At 56.0% G+C, this 20072-nt stretch carries 19 protein-coding genes; 11 read left to right on the top strand and 8 right to left on the bottom strand.

The features are described 5' to 3' along the window. Both ACQKLP_RS12080 and ACQKLP_RS12085 read right to left on the bottom strand, forming a co-directional pair. Entirely contained in the window at positions 1–2748 is a 2748-nt protein-coding gene (locus ACQKLP_RS12080; protein ID WP_427323002.1) for a carboxypeptidase-like regulatory domain-containing protein, read from the bottom strand. 110 nt (positions 2749–2858) lie between these two features. Next, a complete protein-coding gene (locus tag ACQKLP_RS12085) occupies positions 2859–3746 on the bottom strand; it encodes a LytTR family DNA-binding domain-containing protein (protein WP_427323003.1) in 888 nt (295 codons plus the stop codon). Between the two features lie 104 nt (positions 3747–3850). On the opposite strand from ACQKLP_RS12085, the gene ACQKLP_RS12090 reads away from it, so the two are divergent. The 4 genes from ACQKLP_RS12090 to ACQKLP_RS12105 all read left to right on the top strand — a co-directional run bounded on the left by ACQKLP_RS12090 (position 3851) and on the right by ACQKLP_RS12105 (position 6942). Next, the gene (locus ACQKLP_RS12090; RefSeq protein ID WP_427323004.1) at positions 3851–4687 is read left to right on the top strand and encodes a CvfB family protein; all 837 of its coding nucleotides are present in this window, start codon (positions 3851–3853) and stop codon (positions 4685–4687) included. A gap of 14 nt (positions 4688–4701) precedes the next feature. Continuing rightward, positions 4702–5082, top strand: coding sequence for an SRPBCC domain-containing protein (locus tag ACQKLP_RS12095; RefSeq protein ID WP_341839254.1), 381 nt, complete (start codon positions 4702–4704; stop codon positions 5080–5082). A gap of 10 nt (positions 5083–5092) precedes the next feature. Beyond that, on the top strand, positions 5093–5602 hold the full coding sequence (locus tag ACQKLP_RS12100) for a hypothetical protein (RefSeq protein WP_427323005.1): 510 nt from the start codon (positions 5093–5095) through the stop codon (positions 5600–5602). Positions 5603–5754: 152 nt separating this feature from the next. Beyond that, a complete protein-coding gene (locus tag ACQKLP_RS12105; protein ID WP_427323006.1) occupies positions 5755–6942 on the top strand; it encodes a P1 family peptidase in 1188 nt (395 codons plus the stop codon). Positions 6943–6984: 42 nt separating this feature from the next. On the opposite strand, the gene ACQKLP_RS12110 is transcribed toward ACQKLP_RS12105, so the two are convergent. Together ACQKLP_RS12110 and ACQKLP_RS12115 are read right to left on the bottom strand one after the other, a co-directional pair. Continuing rightward, positions 6985–7344: a hypothetical protein gene (locus ACQKLP_RS12110; protein ID WP_427323007.1), complete on the bottom strand. Its 360-nt coding sequence runs from the start codon at positions 7342–7344 to the stop codon at positions 6985–6987. Continuing rightward, positions 7331–7576 (bottom strand): hypothetical protein, encoded by a 246-nt coding sequence (locus ACQKLP_RS12115; protein ID WP_427323008.1) that lies wholly within the window; start codon positions 7574–7576, stop codon positions 7331–7333. Before ACQKLP_RS12115 ends, ACQKLP_RS12110 begins: the two co-directional genes overlap by 14 nt. A 242-nt stretch (positions 7577–7818) precedes the next feature. Here ACQKLP_RS12115 and ACQKLP_RS12120 point away from each other — a divergent pair, with 242 nt between their 5' ends. The 3 genes from ACQKLP_RS12120 to ACQKLP_RS12130 all read left to right on the top strand — a co-directional run bounded on the left by ACQKLP_RS12120 (position 7819) and on the right by ACQKLP_RS12130 (position 12492). Further along, the gene (locus tag ACQKLP_RS12120) at positions 7819–8655 is read left to right on the top strand and encodes a metallophosphoesterase family protein (protein WP_427323009.1); all 837 of its coding nucleotides are present in this window, start codon (positions 7819–7821) and stop codon (positions 8653–8655) included. An 88-nt stretch (positions 8656–8743) separates the two neighbouring features. Further along, the gene (locus ACQKLP_RS12125; RefSeq protein WP_427323010.1) at positions 8744–10885 is read left to right on the top strand and encodes a TIM-barrel domain-containing protein; all 2142 of its coding nucleotides are present in this window, start codon (positions 8744–8746) and stop codon (positions 10883–10885) included. Between the two features lie 77 nt (positions 10886–10962). Further along, positions 10963–12492, top strand: coding sequence for a S10 family peptidase (locus ACQKLP_RS12130; RefSeq protein ID WP_427323011.1), 1530 nt, complete (start codon positions 10963–10965; stop codon positions 12490–12492). A 75-nt stretch (positions 12493–12567) separates the two neighbouring features. On the opposite strand, the gene dinB is transcribed toward ACQKLP_RS12130, so the two are convergent. Both dinB and ACQKLP_RS12140 read right to left on the bottom strand, forming a co-directional pair. Beyond that, on the bottom strand, positions 12568–13644 hold the full coding sequence (dinB, locus tag ACQKLP_RS12135; RefSeq protein ID WP_427323012.1) for a DNA polymerase IV: 1077 nt from the start codon (positions 13642–13644) through the stop codon (positions 12568–12570). 47 nt (positions 13645–13691) lie between these two features. Beyond that, the gene (locus ACQKLP_RS12140) at positions 13692–14006 is read right to left on the bottom strand and encodes a hypothetical protein (protein WP_427323013.1); all 315 of its coding nucleotides are present in this window, start codon (positions 14004–14006) and stop codon (positions 13692–13694) included. Between the two features lie 101 nt (positions 14007–14107). On the opposite strand from ACQKLP_RS12140, the gene ACQKLP_RS12145 reads away from it, so the two are divergent. After that, positions 14108–14611 carry a DUF4251 domain-containing protein gene (locus ACQKLP_RS12145; protein ID WP_427323014.1) on the top strand — a complete coding sequence of 168 codons (504 nt, stop codon included), beginning with the start codon at positions 14108–14110 and terminating at the stop codon, positions 14609–14611. Positions 14612–14634: 23 nt separating this feature from the next. Here ACQKLP_RS12145 and ACQKLP_RS12150 read toward each other — a convergent pair whose 3' ends face one another. Then, positions 14635–15795: a DUF2341 domain-containing protein gene (locus tag ACQKLP_RS12150; protein ID WP_427323015.1), complete on the bottom strand. Its 1161-nt coding sequence runs from the start codon at positions 15793–15795 to the stop codon at positions 14635–14637. 201 nt (positions 15796–15996) lie between these two features. Here ACQKLP_RS12150 and ACQKLP_RS12155 point away from each other — a divergent pair, with 201 nt between their 5' ends. Then, positions 15997–16488, top strand: a complete 492-nt coding sequence (locus ACQKLP_RS12155; protein ID WP_427323016.1) for an outer membrane beta-barrel protein — start codon at positions 15997–15999, stop codon at positions 16486–16488. Positions 16489–16571: 83 nt separating this feature from the next. Here the strand turns inward: ACQKLP_RS12155 and ACQKLP_RS12160 are convergent, their stop codons facing one another. Beyond that, positions 16572–17264, bottom strand: coding sequence for a DsbA family oxidoreductase (locus tag ACQKLP_RS12160; protein WP_427323017.1), 693 nt, complete (start codon positions 17262–17264; stop codon positions 16572–16574). Positions 17265–17369: 105 nt separating this feature from the next. Between ACQKLP_RS12160 and ACQKLP_RS12165 the strand changes: the two genes are divergently transcribed. Together ACQKLP_RS12165 and ACQKLP_RS12170 are read left to right on the top strand one after the other, a co-directional pair. Beyond that, on the top strand, positions 17370–17951 hold the full coding sequence (locus ACQKLP_RS12165; RefSeq protein WP_427323018.1) for a hypothetical protein: 582 nt from the start codon (positions 17370–17372) through the stop codon (positions 17949–17951). Positions 17952–18069: 118 nt separating this feature from the next. Next, the gene (locus ACQKLP_RS12170; protein ID WP_427323019.1) at positions 18070–19989 is read left to right on the top strand and encodes a M1 family metallopeptidase; all 1920 of its coding nucleotides are present in this window, start codon (positions 18070–18072) and stop codon (positions 19987–19989) included. The last annotated feature ends 83 nt before the right edge of the window (positions 19990–20072 follow it).

Raw genomic sequence — 20072 nt, forward strand, 5'->3', positions numbered from 1 at the left:
TTAGAATACGTTATAAGCGTAAGTGATATAATACACGCCGCCGATGCCGGGGCTGCCGAAGCCGGTGTAATAATATTTGTTCGTGAGGTTGGTGCCGCCCAGTTTGATCCTGCTCTTGATTTTCGGCAATTTATAACTTACCTGTGCGTCCAGCACTACATTGGCGTCTATCGTCCCGCTCGCAAAACCGATGGAGTAGAAGTACGCCGGCCGATAGCGGAGGCTGGTATTGAAGGAGAACAACTGTTTCTTCCCGAGGCCCGAATTGCCGAATTCCGCGTTGATTTTCCAGTTGGGGGTGTTGAAGTTGTTGATCTGGCTGTTGTTCCTGTTTTTGAGGAAATCGGAAGAGAAATTGACCCTTGCCCCGAAGTTACGGGAAAGATCGACGCTCACGCTCGCCGCATACCCGTAAGTGTTCACTTTCTCGGCGCCGTTGAATGCGATGTTGTAGGCGATGTACTTGTCGCGGTCCTTGAAGTCCGCCACGTCGTTGGAACCCGGTGTATTCGCCACGTTCACGTATCCGATGAAGTTCTTCCAGGTGGAATAATATCCCAGCACGTCGATCAGCACACGCTTGGCCACGAGGGCGGAATATCCCAGCTCGAATGCGTCTACCGACTGCGGTTTGATATCCTTCGGCTCGAATTTCACGAGTACCGAGGGGTCGTTCGTCTGCCGGTATTTGTTCACGCTTTCCAGCAAATACGGTTGGTACTTGTCGAATTTATACTCGCCGTACAGCAGCCGCGCCGATCCGCCGGACGCATAGGTGTTATAATCCACCAGCGTGCTTTGCAGCGATTGAATGTTGGACGGGAAGCTGTATGCGTTCTGATAGGAGAACCGCAGGAAGTGCTCTTTCGTGGTCTCGAACACGGCCGACAGGCGGGAAGTGGTCCGCGGGCGGTCGAACAGGGTGTTCTTATCGAACCGGAAAGCCGCGCCCAGTTTCAGTTTATTGTCGATCATTTTCTTCGAGAAATGCGCGAAGGCGCTGTATTCCGCCACGTTGATGGGGCCGTTGTAATCAGGGAACAACGTGCCCTTGGAATCGAGCTTGTAGAGGCGGTAGTTCAGTCCGGCGATCACTTCCGCCCACTTCACGAACTTCGAGAAATTATACTGGAACTCAGCGTTGTAGAGCTTGCTCCGGTCGAGGAAGAGCGTGCCGCCTTTGGAAGTGGGAATGGCGGAAATGCTGTCGCGCAACCGGTTGAAATGGTCGCTGCCCGCCAGGGGCCTGCCGATGTCCGCCGTCGCCCGCGCGGTATTGTGGGCGTCCGTGAGGGATTGGCCGGTGGCCAGCGCGGTGATGAGCGCCACGGTATATTGCGGGTACCAACCGTCGCCGGTGGAGCCGTCGTAACTGGGTTTCCAGGCTTCGTTCACGAGTTGCGCGGTTGGACTGGCGATGATGGTATTCCCCGAATTTTCCCTTGTGGTGTAGGCGCGCACGAACCAGTTTTCCGCCCTGAGCTCCGCGCGGTACTGGGCGAGTTTGAAGCCGTCCAGCGCGTAACGGGTATCGTTGCTGTAGACCGCGGTGCCTTCTCCGTAAGTGCCGGAAACGATGGCCTGGAGCCCGGGTTTGATATTGTAGCGGATTTCTCCGTTGAATTTCAGCATTTTAGCGTCGTTGCTCAGGTATCCGTATTCGGGGTACCCGGTGCGGGAGACGTAGTTCGTGGGGCTGGCGAGCAGCGGGTCCACGATGGGCGCGGTGGAAGGGTCCATCGCTTTGATAGCTTCGAGGAAGGGATTGATGTCTACCGAAGTTTTGCTGCCGTAGGAGTTGACACCGTTGTAATTGGGGTCGGTGTATCTCGATCCCATGCCGTTGGTGTTGCTGGTATCTGCCGCCAGCCAGTCTTTCGCTTTGGTGTACTGCGCATTCACCTTGAACGCCAGGCGGTCGTTCACTTTTTTGGCCCAGCGGAGCGTCCAGTCGTAATAGGGAGACGCGCCCATGGGGTCATTGCCCTTGCCTTTTTTGATATGGTTTACGCCCTGGGTGATCTGGAAGCTGAGGCCCTGGTATTTGAAGGGGTCTTTGCCGGTCATGACCAGCGTGCCGTTCAGGCCGCGGGAGCCGTATAATGCGGAGGAGGCGCCGGAAAGGAGCTCGAGGTTGTCGACGTCCAGTTCCGTGAGGCCGATGGCGGCGCCGAGGGGGAAGTTGAGGCCGGGGGCCTGGTTGTCCATCCCGTCTACCACCTGGGTGAAATTGGTGTTGCCGCTGGTGTTAAAACCGCGCGTCGTGATGGTGGTGAAGGTGAGGGAGGAAGTGGTGATGTCGACGCCCTTGAGGCCCTGGAGCATGGAATAATAGCTGGGCTGGGGGGAATTCATGACATCTTTGTTGTCGATCCGTTCGATGGTTACCGGCGATTCGATTTTCCGCTGGATGTTCCGGCTGGCGGAAACAACGACTTCGGTGCCGAGGATGGAGGCGGGGTCGAGCTGAACGTCTATGGCGCCCGGACTACTGACGAGCACTTCCTTCGTGCCGTACCCTACTGAGGAGAAAACGAGGGTCACGGGGAGCGGGGCCTTCAGGGTGAAGCGGAAGTTCCCCTGGTCATTGGTATAGTCGCCATAAGGCGTGTTGCGGGCTTTAACGGATACCGCAGGCACCGTTTCCCCCGTTTGGCTGTTCCGCACCTTACCCGTCAACACGTGTTGGGCATGTGTAGACCATGCAGACAGCATGGCTATCGTGAACAGTAGCATCAGTTTGTACATGGGCGAGTAATTTTGGTTGGGATGGTAAAGGCGATATTATGCAATTACCATTCACCGGCTGCCTGTACAATGCTGTTTCGGGGTGAAGGAACGGGGTTGCGGGGTGAAATTCATGAATCTGGGGTGAATTTCTGCTGGAATTGGGGCAGGTAACTGGCCGATACGGGCACGGGTTGGTCGTCCAGACCCTCCAGCATCAAATAGTGCCCCTTCGCGTTTTTCTTGAATAACAACACGTTGGATATATTTACCATGTACGACCGGTGTGCCCGGGTAATGTTGAACCCCGCAAGCTGGGGCTCCAGCTTTTTGAGGGACGAGCGCACCAGTTCCTTTTTCACCCCCTGGCCATTCCGGTAAAAAACCTGTACGTAATTATCTTCGGCCTTCAACATCAGCAAGCTCGCCGGCGGAAGGCTCAGGGCCAATTTGTCGTATTCATCCCGGATGAGGAGGTGTTCCGCCACTTTTTCTTCTACCAACGGAACGGGTACCGGGGCCGGCTGGATTTGGGGGACGCCCCGCTGGAACCACAGCAAAGCGATGGAGTAGGGAAGCGCCAGCACGCCGAACCCATATTTATAGGTATCCCAATATTCCGACCAGGTGAAAGAAAGGTAATCGTGCAGCGACACATTGACGATGTTGACGATGGCTGCCACCAGCATCGATTCGCCCATGAACCAGGCGAGGAACTGCCAGTGCCGGAGGGGCTTTTTCCCTTTCAGGCGCATCAACCCGAACTGCGAAATGCTCAGCGCGGCGATCCCGCAGCCGGAAAATACCGCGAACACGCCCGTGACCGTTACCGGCCCGCCGTTATACCACTGGTTCATGTTGAATGGCGTGAACAGGCACATGAAAACAAAACTGAACGCGCCGCAAAAGGCGATGAGCAGCAGCCGGTTACCGACAGGCTCCAGCAGCCGGAACGGGGCCGCGAGCCAGGCAGGGATGGCGGGCAGGCGGCTGGAGGGAAGCATGAGCGTTTCTTTCATAGTCCGTGGATTGTTCCGGTAATTTATCGATCTTTTTCCAATTTCCACCACCCACGCCGCCCCGTTATTTTTATCGTACCTTTACCGCCGAATTTAAAACAGATATGTACAAAGTCGGCGAATATAACCAGCTGGAAGTCAAAAAAGAGACGGATTTCGGCGTGTATCTTGATGGTGGCGGGGATACGGAAATCCTCCTGCCCAAACGCTACGTCCCCGCGGGCACCCGCCCGGGCGACGAGCTCACCGTTTTCCTCTACCACGATTCCGAAAACCGGCTGATCGCCACTACAGACAAGCCGAAAGGCGTGGTAGGCGACATCGTTTCCCTCAGGGCGGTAGACACGACCCACCAGGGGGCGTTCCTGGACTGGGGCCTCGCCAAAGACCTCTTCGTCCCCCTTTCGCAGCAAGTTTCCAAGATGCATAAAGGACAGGATTATCTTGTCATGATATACCTCGACGAGCTCACCGGCCGCGTGGCCGCCACCGAAAAGATCGATCCTTTCCTCAGCAACGATCCGCTGACCGTCCAGGAAAAGGATGGGGTAGATCTGCTGGTATACCGCCGGTCAGACATTGGTTTCGTGACCATCGTCAACAACCGCCACACCGGGATATTGCATTATTCGGACGTTTTCCGTCCGCTCGATATCGGCGACCGCCTCAAAGGGTTCGTAAAAGCCGTGAAGGAAGACAATAAACTGGACGTGGCGCCGGGCCAGTCGGGGTACAACCGGGTGGAAGACGAGGGCTCCCGCATGCTGCGGCTGCTCCGCGAGCACGACGGTTACCTGCCTTACCACGATAAGTCGGACCCCGACGAAATCCGCGAGTTCTTCGGCATGAGTAAGAAGACTTTCAAGATGACCGTGGGCGCGCTCTACAAGCAACAAAAAATCGAACTGACGAAAACCGGCATTAAGCTGATAGAAGAATAAACATCCTGCACAACATGAAAGACTTCAAGCAACATTTCGTGATCCCCGCACCACCCGAAGAAGTGTACCAGGCGCTTACCCGCGAAGCCACCATCCGGCTGTGGACGGGCGACGTGGCGGAAATGAGCACCGAGCCCGGTTCCGAGTTCTCATTGTGGGACGGCAGCATCGCCGGCCGCAACCTGGAGTTCGAGGAAGGGCGGAAGCTGGTGCAGGAGTGGTACTTCGGCGACCAGGAGCCCGCGTCTATCGTAACGATCATCCTGCACCCGCATAAAAAAGGCACATCGGCGGAGCTGCGCCATTCCAATATCCCCGACGAAGCGTTCGACGATATCGTGGAAGGCTGGCGGGATGCGTATTTCGGTTCGCTGATCGATTTTTATACGGAATAGCCGGACGCGTATGGCCAAAAAGAAAAAGAACGAAGCGGAAATCAAGGCGGTGACGGTCAACGAATTGAAAAAGGAGATGGGGTCGCTGCCGCATGCGGAACTGGTGGAAATTTGCCTCCGGCTGGCAAAATTCAAGAAGGAAAACAAGGAGCTGCTCAGTTACCTGTTGTTCGACGCGTCTTACCCCGAAACCTATCTCGACCAGGTAAAGGCGTATATCGATGCGGAATTCGATAACCTCGGAACCACGCATGCTTATCTCGCGAAGAAAACGATCCGGAAGATCCTCCGTATTACGAATAAACACATCCGTTTTACGCAATCCAAGACTGCGGAGATCGAGTTGCTGCTGCATTTCAGCAAGCGGCTCCGGCGCGCGGGGGATTTGCTGAAAAGCAGTGTGCAGCTGGGAAACCTGTATTTCCAGCAGTTGCGCAAGATCGAAAAGGCGATCGACGCCCAGCATGAGGATCTGCAATATGACTATCGCCGTGAGCTGGAGTTGTTGGCGAAGGTGTAAGCGCGATCGACGCCCAGCCTGAGGATTAGCAATATGACTACAGCCGTCAGATGGGCTTGTTGACGGATGTGTAAGCGCGACCAACGCCCTGCATGTGGATTTGCAATTTAACTATGCGCAATTTGTTACCACAATCATAAAAACCCCCGATCATGAAACTCCTATCCCTGCTAATGGGCGCCTGCATACTGGGTAGCCTTATTCCCGATACGACATTTGCCCAGCAAGCGGTCCGCGCGCGCGACCTGGGGATTCCCCTCACCGGCAAAACCGGTAAATTCAACGCGATCACAGACGTTCCGGGCGTAAAGGTGGGGCTGACCACCCTCATTTCCGGCGAAGGCAACCTGCAAACCGGGAAAGGCCCCGTGCGCACAGGCGTAACGGCCATCCTGCCGCGCGGCAACACCTATGACCCGGTATTCGCGGGATGGTACGCGTTGAACGGTAACGGCGAAATGACCGGCACCACCTGGATCACGGAATCCGGGTTCCTGGAAGGGCCGGTCACCATCACCAATACTCACTCCGTCGGCATCGTACGCGATGCCGTGGTGGAATGGCAATACAAACACAAACACTTCCTCCCCCTGGAAGAAACCGACGGACTGTTCTGGGCCCTGCCCATCGTCGCGGAAACCTACGATGGGATGCTCAACGATATCAACGGCATGCATGTCACGAAAGAACATGTTTTTCATGCGTTGGACAGTGCCACGTCCGGCCCGGTATCGGAAGGCAGCACGGGTGGCGGCACCGGCATGGTGAGCCATGGGTTCAAGGCAGGGACGGGCACATCGTCACGCGTGGTGCGCGTGGGAGATTCGGCCTACACGGTAGGCGTGCTCGTTCAGGCGAACCACGGTGCGTTCCGGCATCTCACGATCGCGGGCGTGCCGATGTGGCCAGAGCTGAAGACGAAGGAATGGCGCATGAAATTCGGCGAAGCCAAACCCGGGACCGGCTCCATCATCGTGATCGTAGCCACCGATGCACCGTTATTGCCCCATCAGCTCAATCGCATCGCACGGCGGGTAGCGCTGGGCGTTGCCAGGGTGGGCGGAATGGGAGAGAACTCTTCCGGCGATATCTTCCTCGCCTTCAGTACGGCCAATCCCAGAGCCTCCCGCCGCGACGTGGCCCCCAAGCTTGATATGCTCCCCAACGATCAGATCGACCCGCTCTTTACCGCTACCGTTTTCGCAACGGAAGAAGCGATCCTCAATGCCATCGTGGCCGGGAGAGACATGACCGGGATCAACGGGAACTTTGTGCCGGGGATTCCTCACACAGAAATCATCCGCCTGCTGAAAAAGTACAGCCGCTACGCCGGAAAATAAAAAAATGATTAACTGTCAGAATTATCGGGTAACCGGGCCGGGTCAGCCGCGGGACCTGGTGCCGAAGATGTACCCCAGCACCGTCGTGAAGACGGGTAACAAAACATTCAATACATACTGGAAATTGTGGAAGGCGAATTCCAACTGCGAAGGAGGGTTTTTATTCACATCGCATGCGAGGCCCCACGCCGGCAACTGTTGTGTTAAAGTGGCGCCCGCTGGAGCGGGCGCCCGGCTTTGACTGCAACCTCGTTCCATGCAGATCATCGCATAAAGCACAATAACCCCGCCGATCATCCAAAGCAGGATTTGGGCGATTTTCATACCCGCCTTTTGCTCTGCGGTCAATTCACCCGAGTTTACCAGGTACTTTTCAATTAATGAATCATCACTTTTTTCCATGGAGAAAATTTTGCCTTCTTCGTTGAATGTTTTGAATGGAGGTGCAGTTGATTACCTTTTGGTGTTGCCCCTCCGGATCCTGGGAAACGATTTCATTACCACTCCAGACTTCATCCAGCATCCATTGATAAAAACTCACCATTTCCTGGCATAATTTGGTGCGGTTGAAAATTCCGGATTGCATATGCAGTTCCTGCAGGTTTTCGTCGGGAATCGTTAGCGTAAATGTCATAGTCGTCTGGTTTTATGATTCAATTGTAATTGTTTTTTCTGCGCGAAAATTTTTCGGAACTGTTTTTTTATTTTTCTTCACCATGACTGAAGGATGTAAATTTTATCATTCGTGAAAACTACACCCAGCATGTTTTAGCAACCAACAATACGGGAAATTCCCGCGCGAAAAATTTTCCGGCAAGCATTTATTTTTTCAACACTTTTTTTCTATTATCTTGGAAAGGTTAAACGTCTTCGCTTATGATCAACCGCAGAGATTTTATCGGGCTTTCGCTCAAAAGCATCGTCCTCATCGGCGCCGGTTCCGCGCTGCAATCCTTTGCGCCGGGAAGCTTCGTACTGCCTCCCCGCAGAAAAGTGAAACTTCGCTTCGCACTGGCCTCCGATGGCCATTACGGCCAGCCGCAAACCACGTTCGCCGAAAACCACAGCGCCATGGTCCAACTCCTCAACAAGGAAGCCGCCGGCAGAGGGCTCGATTTCACCGTCGTCAACGGCGATGTTTTCCATAACGATCCCGCCCTCATCCATCCCGCAAAAGCTGCGTGGGACCAGCTCTCCACCAAATATTACGTCTCCCACGGCAACCACGACATGATAGAGGAATCCGAATGGGAAAAAGTCTTCGGCACCCGATGGCACCACGATTTCACCGTCGGCAACAACGCCTTCGTCGTCCTCAATACGGCCGATATTAAAGGCAAATATGTTTGTCCTGATCTGGACTGGACGCGCGATCATCTCGCTAAACACAACAATGCCAAAAACCTCTTCGTTATCCAGCATATCACCCCCGTGAAATGGACCGAGCACGGCATCGATTGCCCGGAATTGGTGGACATGTTCTCCAAACAACAGAACCTCCGCGCCATATTCCACGGGCACGACCACGCGGAAGACGGCATGAAGGAAAAGAACGGCAAACATTACTTCTTCGACGGCCACCTTGGCGGCAGCTGGGGCGTGCCTTATTTCGGGTACCGCATCGTGGAAGTGCTCCAGAACGGAGATGTCCTCTGCTACCAGGTAAACCCCAAAGCCACGGACCCCGTCAATTCCACCACCGTCAAACGATAACTGCATTTTCACCGTTGTTGGCTGAATCTTCGCACGGCCGCGGCAAACCCGGAATATCTGATTATCTTCTCGTCCAATTACCACGATTATGAACATCAGATTTTCATTGCCGCTGCTGTGCGGATTGCTTTGCCTGTCCACCACCCTCAGCGCCCAATTGCAATGGCGCGAAGTAATGCCGGGCGTCTGGAAAGGCACCGCGGGCACTCCCGGCAAAGTGACCCTCCTCGGCATCGCCGGCGCTACGCCAGACAGCTCCGCCCTCGCCAAACTCCCGCCGTCCGCATTCCCGCTCGATCCCGGCGAAATCGCCGTGAAGCTCGCTGACGGGAAAGTCTATCTCCGCTTCCCCCTCGAACGCAACGAACAGCTCTTCGGCCTGGGCCTCAACTTCAAAACCGTGAACCAGCGCGGCCGTGTCAGCCAGCTGCATGTAGACCATTACGGCGGTAAAGACGATGGCCGCACCCATGCGCCCGTGCCGCTGTACATTTCGTCCCGCGGATACGGCGTGCTCGTCGACGCAGCGCGCTATATCACCGTTTACGCCGGCACCGCCGTGCGCGTGGATACTAAAAATCCGCCCGTCCTGCACGACCGCAACGGCAACAAAGACTGGGAATCCCAACCCTATTCCGACGCCGTGGAAATGCTCGTGCCGGCAGAAGGGGCGGAGGTGTACATTTTCGGCGGCCCCACCGCCATGAACGCCGTACAGCGATACAACCTCTTCAACGGCGGCGGGTACCTGCCGCCCAAATGGGGCCTGGGTTTCACGCAACGCGTGCCGACGCTGTACAGCCAGGACGATATCATCCGCGAAGCGAAGGAATTCGAAACGCACAACTTCCCGCTGGATTTCATCGGCGTGGAACCGGGATGGCATTCCATGTCGTACCCCTGCACGTTCGAGTGGGACGAAAAGCGCTTCCCCGACCCCGCGGGTTTCATCAAAAAACTGGGGAACATGGGCGTGAAGGCCAACCTTTGGATCAACCCCTACGTTTCCCCCAAAAGCAGCCTGTACGCGCCTATCAAGCCGCTTTCGGGGTCGCATACGGTATGGAACGGACTGGTGGCGGATTTCACGCTGCCGGAGGCGAAAGCCCTTTTCCGCGGGCACTTCATCAAAAACCATATTTCCCTCGGCGTCAGCGGTTATAAAATGGATGAGAACGATGGGTACGACAAATGGCTCTGGCCCGATGTGGCCACCTTCCCGTCGGGCACGTCGGCCGAAGAAATGCGCCAGATCTACGGTCTTGCCATGCAACAAATGACCGACGAATGGTTCCGCGAACAAAACCGGCGGACGTACGGCCTGGTACGCGCGTCCAACGCAGGCGCCAGCCGATTTCCCTACGTGATCTATAACGATTATTATTCCCATCCCGACTTCATCACCGCGCTGGTCAACAGCGGCTTCATCGGCGTGCTCTGGACGCCGGAAGTGCGTGCCTCCAAATCGGCCGAAGAATGGGTACGGCGGATGCAGTCGGTATGTTTTTCACCGATGGCCATGCTCAACGCCTGGGCAGACGGCACCAAGCCCTGGTCGTTCCCCGAAGTGGAAACCGCCGTGCAAGAAGTGGCCATGCTCCGCATGCAGCTGCTCCCGTACATTTATTCCACTTTCGCGCAATATAAATTCGAAGGAAAACCGCCTTTCCGCTCCATGAACCTCATCGACGGATTCGCTTATACGGCCCAGGTGAGCGGCGGCAAGCTCGACGCCACGCTGAACCCCTACGAAGCCAAAACCCGATCTGAGCTGAAAGACCAGTACATGATGGGCGACAATATCATCGTGGCGCCCTTCTTCGCCGGCGATTCCGCCCGGAAAGTTTATCTCCCGAAAGGAAAATGGTATGATTTCTATACCGGTGAACTGGCTGGGGAAGACGGGGTGATCAGCGTGAATGCGCGGCTCGACCGCATCCCGCTCTTCGTGCGCGACGGCGGCCTCGTTCCCATGGTGCCCCCGCGCCGGCAAGCCCCGAAAACAGGGGAAGTGCTCCCGCTCGAAGTGCGGGTGTACGGCAGCGCGCCCGGATCGTTCGTGCTGTACGACGATGATGGCAATACCTTCGATTTTGAAAAAGGGCAGTTCACGAAAGTCTTGCTGAAAGCCGAAAACGGAAAAGGAAGCATGGAAAAGCCCGCTTCCGGGAAGCCCTTCGGCTACGCCCCCAAAGTCAAATGGACGTTCATGACCGCACAGGCAAAATAATCCGCCTTTTATCCCTTTGATGCCGTAAAGAGCGATTTATTTCCCATATTGGGATATAAATCGCTCTTTATTTGCATATGAAATCAACCTTAGCCGCAGCCTGCCTGCTTTGCTGCACTACCGTCTTTGCTCAAAAAGCTCAAAAACCGGCTCCGGAAGCGGAGAAAGCCGAATCCGGCACCGGCGCCGTTGAGCGGAAGCTCGAGATCGACCGCTCGGTGGTCACCACCCACGAAGCCACTATAAAAGGCCAGCGTGTGCCGTATAAAGTCACCGCCGGCACATTGCCCGTCTGGGACGACGATGGTAAAACCATCGCCGGGGTGTTTTACACTTATTTCGAGCGCACCGGCGTGGCCGACCAGGGCGCCCGGCCGCTGGTATTCTCTTTCAACGGCGGGCCGGGAACGGCTTCCGTCTGGATGCAGATCGGGTATACCGGGCCGCGGGTGCTGAAAATCGACGACGAGGGCTATCCCGTGCAGCCGTACGGACTGAAAGACAATCCCCATTCCATCCTCGATGTGGCCGATATCGTGTATGTAGATCCCGTGAACACGGGATTCTCCCGCATGGCCAATAAAGACGTGCAGGGGTCGAAATTTTTCGGGGTGAACCAGGACGTGAAGTATCTCGCCGAATGGATCAGCACGTTCATCACGCGGTATAAACGCTGGGCCAGCCCCAAATACCTCGTGGGCGAAAGCTACGGTACCACCCGCGTGTCCGGGCTGGCGCTGGAACTGCAGAACTCCCAATGGATCTACGTGAACGGCGTTGTCCTCGTATCGCCCACGGAGCTGGGGATCGAGCGGAACGGCCCGGCGGAAGCGGCGCTCCGGCTGCCTTACTTCGCCGCCACGGCCTGGTACCATAAAGCCCTCACGCCCGAACTGCAGCAGAAAGACCTCAACGCCATGCTCCCGGAAGTGGAAGATTTCACCATCCGCGAATACCTGCCCGCACTGGCGCTCGGCGGAAACCTGCCCGATGCGAAAAGAAAGGAGATCGCCGCGAAAGTGGCGCGCTATGCCGGTATTTCCGAAAAAGTGGTGTTGCAGAACAACCTCGACATTTCGCCGAATTTCTTCTGGAAGGAGCTGCTCCGCGACCGCGGCTACACAGTTGGCCGGCTGGATTCCCGGTACCTGGGGATCGATAAAAAAGACGCCGGACAGGGCGTGGATTACAATGCGGAGCTGACTTCCTGGCTGCATTCCTTCACCCCGGCCATCAATATCTACATCCGCGAGGAACTGAAATACAAGACCGACCTGAAATACAACATGTTCGGGCCCGTTTGGCCCTGGGACCAGTCCAATAACCGCACCGGCGAGAACCTCCGCCAGGCCATGGCCCAGAACCCTTACCTGCACGTGTTCGTACAAAGCGGCTATTACGACGGCGCCTGCGATTATTTCAACGCCAAATACAACCTCTGGCAAATGGACCCCGGCGGCAAGCTGAAAGACCGGATGTCGTTCGAAGGGTATCGCAGCGGACATATGATGTACCTGCGCAAAGACGATCTGGCTACCAGCAACGAGCACCTGCGCCAGTTCATCCTCAAATCCATCCCGAAAGAAGGACAGGCCGCCAAATACTGATCTGTTCTGTTCTCACGATAATGCAAACCGTCACTCATTGGGTGGCGGTTTTTTTATGTAACGGAAAAGGGGAGATCAAAACAGGGAAAGCTGGGGCGTTTCCGGGCGTTCGTCGTTGAAGTTGGATACCGTGATGCCGAGCAGGCGGATTTTGGCGCCTTCTTCCTCCGGTTCGGTTTTGGCGAGGAGCTGTTTAGCGGCGCCGGCAATGGTTTCCATGTCGGAAATGGGGTGGATGGTGGAATGGTTCCGCGTGATCTGCCGGAAATCGCTGTATTTCACTTTCAGGGTAACGGTGCGGCCTTTGAGTTGATGCTTTTCCAGGCGGGATGCGACTTTGACGGCCAGTTTGTCCAATTCCGGGTTCATTTCGGCGAGGGTGGTGAGATCGTGGGGGAAGGTGTCTTCCGCGCCTACGGACTTCGTTTCCCGGTGGGGCTGCACGGTCCGGTCGTCTTGCCCGCGAACGATGCGGAAGTAGAACCGGCCTGCTTTCCCGAAGTGCTGGACGAGATCGTTTTCCGACAGTTTTTTCAGGTCGGCGCCTTTGAAAAGCCCCATCCGTTGCATTTTGTCGGCCGTCACTTTTCCCACCCCGAAAAACTTTTCCACGGGCAGGTTTTCCATGAAGGTTTCGACCTGGGCGGGGGCGATGAACGTGAGCCCGTCGGGCTTCTGCATGTCCGACGCGATTTTTGCCACGAATTTATTGACGGAAACGCCGGCGGAAGCGGTGAGGCTCAGCTCGTCGCGGATCGCCTGTTTGATTTGCTGCGCGATGGCGATGGCGGAACCGATATTGAGTTTGTCGAGGGTAACGTCGAGATAAGCTTCATCCAGCGAAAGCGGTTCGATGAGATCGGTATAGCGTTGGAAGATGGAGCGGACGTGGCGGGACACGTCGCGATAGACATCGAACCGGGGATATACGAAAATGATCTGCGGGCAAAGTTGCAGGGCTCTTTTGGAAGGCATGGCGGAGCGAACGCCGAATTTTCTTGCTTCGTAGCTGGCCGTAGCCACCACTCCGCCACGCCCTTCCGGTGAGCCGCCCACGGCAATGGGTTTGCCGCGGTACTCCGGATGGTCGCGCTGCTCCACCGATGCGTAGAAGGCATCCATGTCGATATGAATGATTTTGCGGAGCGTCATGTCCGCAATTTACGCAAGAAACGGGAAGGAGCAGCGCAACCCTGGGGTCAGCGGGCCTGGTATTTCGGCATCACGAGCAGTTTCACGACCGTGTGGGCGATCGCGGAGAGGCCCAGTGCCACCACCAGGATCAGCCAGCGCTTCACGGGCGTATCGAACACGTCCATCACTTCGGAAGTTCCCTTGCCGGCAAACAGCGTGGTCATGGCAAAAAGGATCACCCCGCAGATCCACAGGGTCAGGTGAGACCAGAGATACTTTTTGCGGTTGTAGCTGTCTTTCCCGAAGGAAGTGAAAAGGAGAAGAACATGTGCGACGAAAAACAGGGCCGCTGCTGCGGCGAGCAAAACGAATGGAGTCATAGCATCAGGTGTTTAAGGATATAGTACCCCAATATAAGGAATCCCGGCAACATTTATGGCCCACCTTTTGTTCTTCCTTTTATATTGTTAAACCGTTTTCTATGCGTATTCTGAACACGATCCCTGTCTGGCTCCTGGCATTCACGGCGTTAGCCTGTTCTTCCACGCAACAGGTGCCTACGGCCGGCGCAGAAAATATTAAATCCATCGTGGCTGCCCGCTCCTTTGTTTTCAGGGCGCAAACCGTATTGCCGATGAGCGGCAGAACGCGGCAGGTAGCGGGGGATGGGTATGAGGTGATGATTTCAAAAGACACGGTGAATTCCTACCTGCCGTTTTTCGGGCGGGCGTATAACGCGCCGATAGACCCTTCCCGCAATGGGCTCGACTTTATCTCCACCGATTTCGAATACACGGAAACGGCCGGCAAGAAAGGAGGCTGGGAGATCACGGTCAAACCCCGGGACAACCGCGATGTGCAGCAAATGTTCTTCACGATTTCGGAGAACGGGTACGCCTCGCTGCAGGTCACGAACAATAACCGGTCGCCCATTTCATATAACGGTATCATAACGGCCGAAAGCAGCCGGAAGCGGAAGAAATAGCGGTCAGGCGCGGGAGCGCGGGTTTACCTGCCGGCGGTAGCCGCAGGGAATTCAAGCAATCTGCTCCCGGGGCGTTGGCTTTCATAATCCAATTTGATCCAGTTGGCGTCTTTTACTTTTGCGATCACCCGCGCTTCGTCCAGCACGCCGTCCCAGAAACGGCCGCCTTTGTCCGGGAACTGGCTCTGGTTGCCGATCCCTACGGGATGGTCATCTGATTTCCAGGGGGTATCGAATTTTTCCGTTTTTTCCAGCTTACCGTTGACGTACAGGTGAACGTAGGGGAAATCATGCACCCCGGTGATGTGGTACCATTGTTTCAGCCGCATGTCCGTTTTGCCGACCACGCAAAGATCGCCGCGCGGCGAGGCCCTTTCCACGCAAATCTCGACCAGGTCCGCCTCCGGCTGGTGCCAGTTGCGGATGCCGAACTTCTGTAACCGCCACGAATTATCGCCTTTGGCAAACATGGTTTCGTATCCCGGAAGCACTCTTTTGGCTTCATCGCCCGCATTGGAATAAGTATCGGCATACGCCCAGATGGAAAACGTCATTTGCTCCACGAGATCGAACAGCTTGCGCTTTTCGCCGTCTACCTTGATCCATTGCCTTTCCGGGTACCGGAAGCGTTGCGCCTTGCCCAGCACGCCTTTCACCGTGCTGTAGGGCATCATGTTGACGCCGGTGGCATTGGCTTCGTTGGCCGTGGCGTCTGCATAGCCGCCGGGCAGGGTGTTGCCGGGCTCCTGGAGGTGCCAAACGCCGGTGAAGCCGTCCGAGACAGCGAAAACTTCGGCGGGGCGGTCGGCGGCTGTGGCGGCAGCATTGCCCCAGTGCATGTACAGCAGCTGAGCGCGGCTGTTCCCTTTTACGAGAGGGATGCGGACCCATAGGAGGGCTTCTTTGGCCGCGGGGTCCCACCACTCGATGCTCTGCGGCAGGAAAGGCCCGTCGGGCGTTTCCGAAAACCGAATGTCTGCACCGTTTGCGATGGCGTCGGAAAAGTTGAAGTTGGACGCATTTAGGGAAACCGCCAGCGGATAGCCCGCCACATCTCCCGGAACGTTGGCCCCGGAAGCGGTCGTGTTCAGACGGATTGCGGCACTGTGGCCCCAGCCGCCGCGCTGTGCAAATGCCGTTTGGGCCAGCATGAGCAATATCAAAGGGAAAACAAGTCGTTTCATAAAATGGAAAGCGGAAGATACTAATTTATCTTTTCTTCCCCGAAACAGAACCCCCGCGGCCCCGCCCGCGTTATAACGGAAGCGATTAAACGCATGCGAAAGGAAACCGCTCAGGCCCAGGGAATTCACAATAAGAACTTTAGGCTGAATCGGAAAGAAATAATACTTTCGTGTTATGTATCACCACCAAATATCCGTTGCATGAAAAACAAGATAACCCTTTTGCTGGTACTGCTGCTCTGTGGCAGCTTCGCCGCCAGCGCGCAATTAAAAAGATTCAGTATCGGTCCTTATGTAGAAGCCGGCTTCCCGGTCGGGGATTTCAGCAAAACCAACAATACCGGCTATGGCATTGGTCTTAATGCAGACATCAAGCTGGTAGCAGGTTTCGGCGTGACGGGGTCTGTCGGTTACATGCGTTTCGGCGGCAAGTCCGAGAACAATATCGATTATCCCAACGTGGCAGCCGTTCCCGTTCGCATCGGCCTCAAATACAAACTGATTTCCATCCTGTACGTAAAAGCGGAAGCAGGTGCGGCCAACTATACCGGCGATCTCGACGGCTCGGCGTTCCTTTTCGCGCCGGGCGTAGGCATCCGCGTGCTCGGGCTCGATGTGCAGGCCAAATGGGAGGGATGGTTTAAAAACGGCACCAACAGCTTCTTCGGGCTGAAGGCCGGGTATAACTTCTAGGAAATTACCCTAAAAATGAAAGCCTTCCGGCGCAGGTATTAACACCGGCGCAGGAAGGCTTTTTCTATGGGAGACGATCGTAATTAAATGCTGCACGACCCGTCGGAACAGGAATTGTCCGCATCGCCCTGTACGTTCACCAAAGCCGGGTGCGACTCGCTCCAAACCTTTTCCAGGGTTTGATTGAATGCTTCCACAGGCTGCGCCCCGCTGATGGCATATTTCATGTCGAACACGAAAAACGGCACCCCGCGGATGCCCAGTTGCTGGGCCTGCGCTTCGTCTTGCCGCACTTCACCGGTGAAATCCGTGCCTTTCAGCATATCCGACGCATCCAGGCCCGCATCTTTGGCGATGGTTTCCAGTACCGGGGTTTCACCGATATGTTTGCCTTCCGTGAAGTAAGCATGGAAAAGGCGCTCCTCGATTTCATCCTGCTTGCCATGCCGCGCCGCCAGCTGGATCAGCCGGTGGGCATTGAAGGTATTGGTATGGATGAGCTCGTCGAACTTGAAATCGATGCCCACGGCCTTTCCCGACTCGGAAACCCGTTGGGAGTTCGCCACGGCCGCCTCACGCGTCATACCGTATTTCGAAGCCAGCAATGTATAGTGATCTTCCTTGTAATCCTTTTGCGCATCGGGGTTCAGCTCGAAACTGTGCCAGGTCACCTCCACGTCTTTCGCATGGGGGAACTGTGCCAGCGCGGCCTCCAGGTGGCGTTTGCCGATGTAACAGAACGGGCAGGCCACGTCCGACCAGATGTCTATTTTCATACGCTCAAAATTTAAGGAGTAAATATACAAAAATCAGTCCATCAGGGGGCATTTGCGACAAGTTGGCGGTCGTTTATATGCTTAAAAAAAGCCTTATATTCGGGTATGCTGTTCAGGGAGAAGATATTGGAGCCCATCCGCCAGGGGAAGGTCAAACTGGCATACCGCCGCTGGAAACGGCCGACCGTCAAAGCCGGCGGCACCTTGCTGACGGCCATCGGCCTGCTGCATATCGACGCGGTAGACGAAGTGCCGCTCAAGGATATTACCGACGCAACGGCTCGGGAATCCGGCTACGCCACCCGCCAGGCCTTACTAACGGAACTGGATAAACGGGAAGGGACGTTGTTCCGTATCCGCTTTCATTATGGGGGAGACGATCCGCGCATCGCACTGCGGGAATCCGGGGACCTGGACGCCGGCGAAATGGAAAAGCTCCTGAAAAAGCTGGAAGGCCTCGACCAGCGGAGCCCCTACGGCCACTGGACCAAACGGGCCCTCGGCATCATCCGCCAGCGCCCGGCTGAAAGGGCAGGCAATCTGGCAGAAGCATTGCAGATCGATAAAGACTGGCTGAAGGTCAGCATCCGAAAGCTCAAGAACATGGGCCTCACCGAAAGCCTGGAAGTCGGTTACCGGCTCAGCCCAAGGGGCGAAACCGTCCTGGACGCCTGGAAGCGCCGCTGACCCGGGACGCCGTTCATACCACATCGCTTTGTTTAACAAATAAATATCCCTAGTTTTCCCTCTTCTTAACAACAGAATTATGCCTGCATTACAGCAAACTAAAAATTGGCTTGCCGCCATGGCGGGATGCATTTGCATCTGCTCCACGGCCGCAGCGCAACAACCAGAATCCCGCTACAATGCCTACGAAGCCTTCAACCCGGTGTTCTACCCCGAAAACGGAACGGACGAGCGCACCGCCAGCGGCCGCCCCGGCGCCCGGTACTGGCAGAACGGCGCAGATTACAAGATCGACGTTACGTTCGACGATGTGAAGGAAACCGTTTCCGGCACCGTGATCATCACTTACAAGAACAATAGCCCGGAAAACCTGCCTTTCCTCTGGCTGCAGCTCGACCAGAACATTTACAAGCTCTCGTCGCGCTCCGTAGCCGCCACTTCACCTACGGGCGGCCGCTGGGCCAACCGCAATTTCGAAGGCGGGTACAACATCACCAACGTAGCCCTGCTGCAGGCGGGCAAATCGCAAAAAGCGGAATTCAATATCAACGATACCCGCATGCGCGTGGAACTGCCGCAGGCGCTGAAAGCCAATGGCGGCACGGTCCAGCTGCAGGTGGACTTTTCGTTTTCCATTCCGGAATACGGAACAGACCGCATGGGCATCCTCAATACGAAAAACGGCCGTATTTACGAGATCGCGCAGTGGTATCCCCGGATGTGCGTTTTCGATAATGTGCTCGGCTGGAACACGCTGCCCTACATGGGACAGGGCGAATTCTACCTGGAATACGGCAATATCGATTATAACGTGACCGCGCCGGCCGCGCATATCGTAGTAGGTTCGGGCGAACTGCTCAACCCCGCCGAAGTGCTCACGCCCACGCAGCTCGCCCGCTGGAAACAGGCTTCCGCGAGCGATAAAACCGTGATGCTGCGCGACCTTTCCGAAGTGAAAGACCCCGCATCGCGCCCGGCCAAAGACAAACTGACCTGGAAGTTCCGTTGCGTCAATACCCGCGACGTAGCCTGGGCCGCCAGCAAATCGTTCATCTGGGACGCCGCGCGCATCAATCTGCCCGCAGGTAAAAAAGCCCTCGCCATGAGCGTGTATCCCGAAGAAAGCGCCGGCGATTCCGCCTGGCGCCGTTCCACCGAATTCGTGAAAGGCTGCATCGAACATTATTCCGAAAAATGGTACCCTTACACTTATCCCGTTGCCGTAAACGTAGCCGGGATCGTGGGCGGGATGGAATATCCCGGCATCGTGTTTTGCTCTTCCCGCTCGCAGAAGGGCGGACTGTGGGGCGTAACCAACCACGAATTCGGACATAACTGGTTCCCCATGATCGTAGGTAGCAACGAAAGACGCTTCGGCTGGATGGACGAAGGTTTTAATACCTTCATCAACGGGATCGCAGACAGGGCATTCAATAAAGGGGAGTTCTATCACCCGCGCGACCGCCATTCCGTGGCCCGCATGATGTTCTACGATTCCGCCGCCGCCATCCTGCACCGCCCGGACGTGATCAAGCCCATGAGCTATGGGACCCTCGGGTACTACAAACCCGCTGTAGGCCTGGAGATACTCCGCGATGTGGTGCTCGGCGAAGAGCGGTTCGACAAAGCTTTCAGATATTACATCGACAATTGGGCGTTCAAGCACCCGACGCAGTGGGACTTCTTCCGTGCCATCGAGAACAGCGCCGGTGAAAGCCTGGACTGGTTCTGGCGCGGCTGGATCATCAATAACTGGAAGGTGGACATGGCCGCCGGGACCGTGCTCCAGCGCAACGATTCCACCACCGCCATCCAGGTGATCTGCGTGGAAAAAGCACCGATGCCGGTGACCGTGGAGATCAAGGAAGCCGACGGCAAAACCTCCCGCGTCGATCTGCCCGTGGAAGTTTGGCAAAACGGCGGGGTATGGACGTTCCATCACCTCTCCAAAAGCAAAGTGGTAGCCGTAACGGTAGACCCCGACAAGGTACTGCCCGACGTTAACCCCGCGAACAACACCTGGAAACCGGCCCCCTGATAACACAGGCCCGAAATAATTCCGAAGCGCCCCCGGCCGGGGGCGCTTTTTTTCGCCCTTTATTTCATAAATTACGGTAGTTC

Origin of the sequence: Chitinophaga sp. NPDC101104 (genome assembly GCF_050277495.1) — a bacterium.
In the GTDB taxonomy this organism is placed as follows: domain Bacteria; phylum Bacteroidota; class Bacteroidia; order Chitinophagales; family Chitinophagaceae; genus Chitinophaga.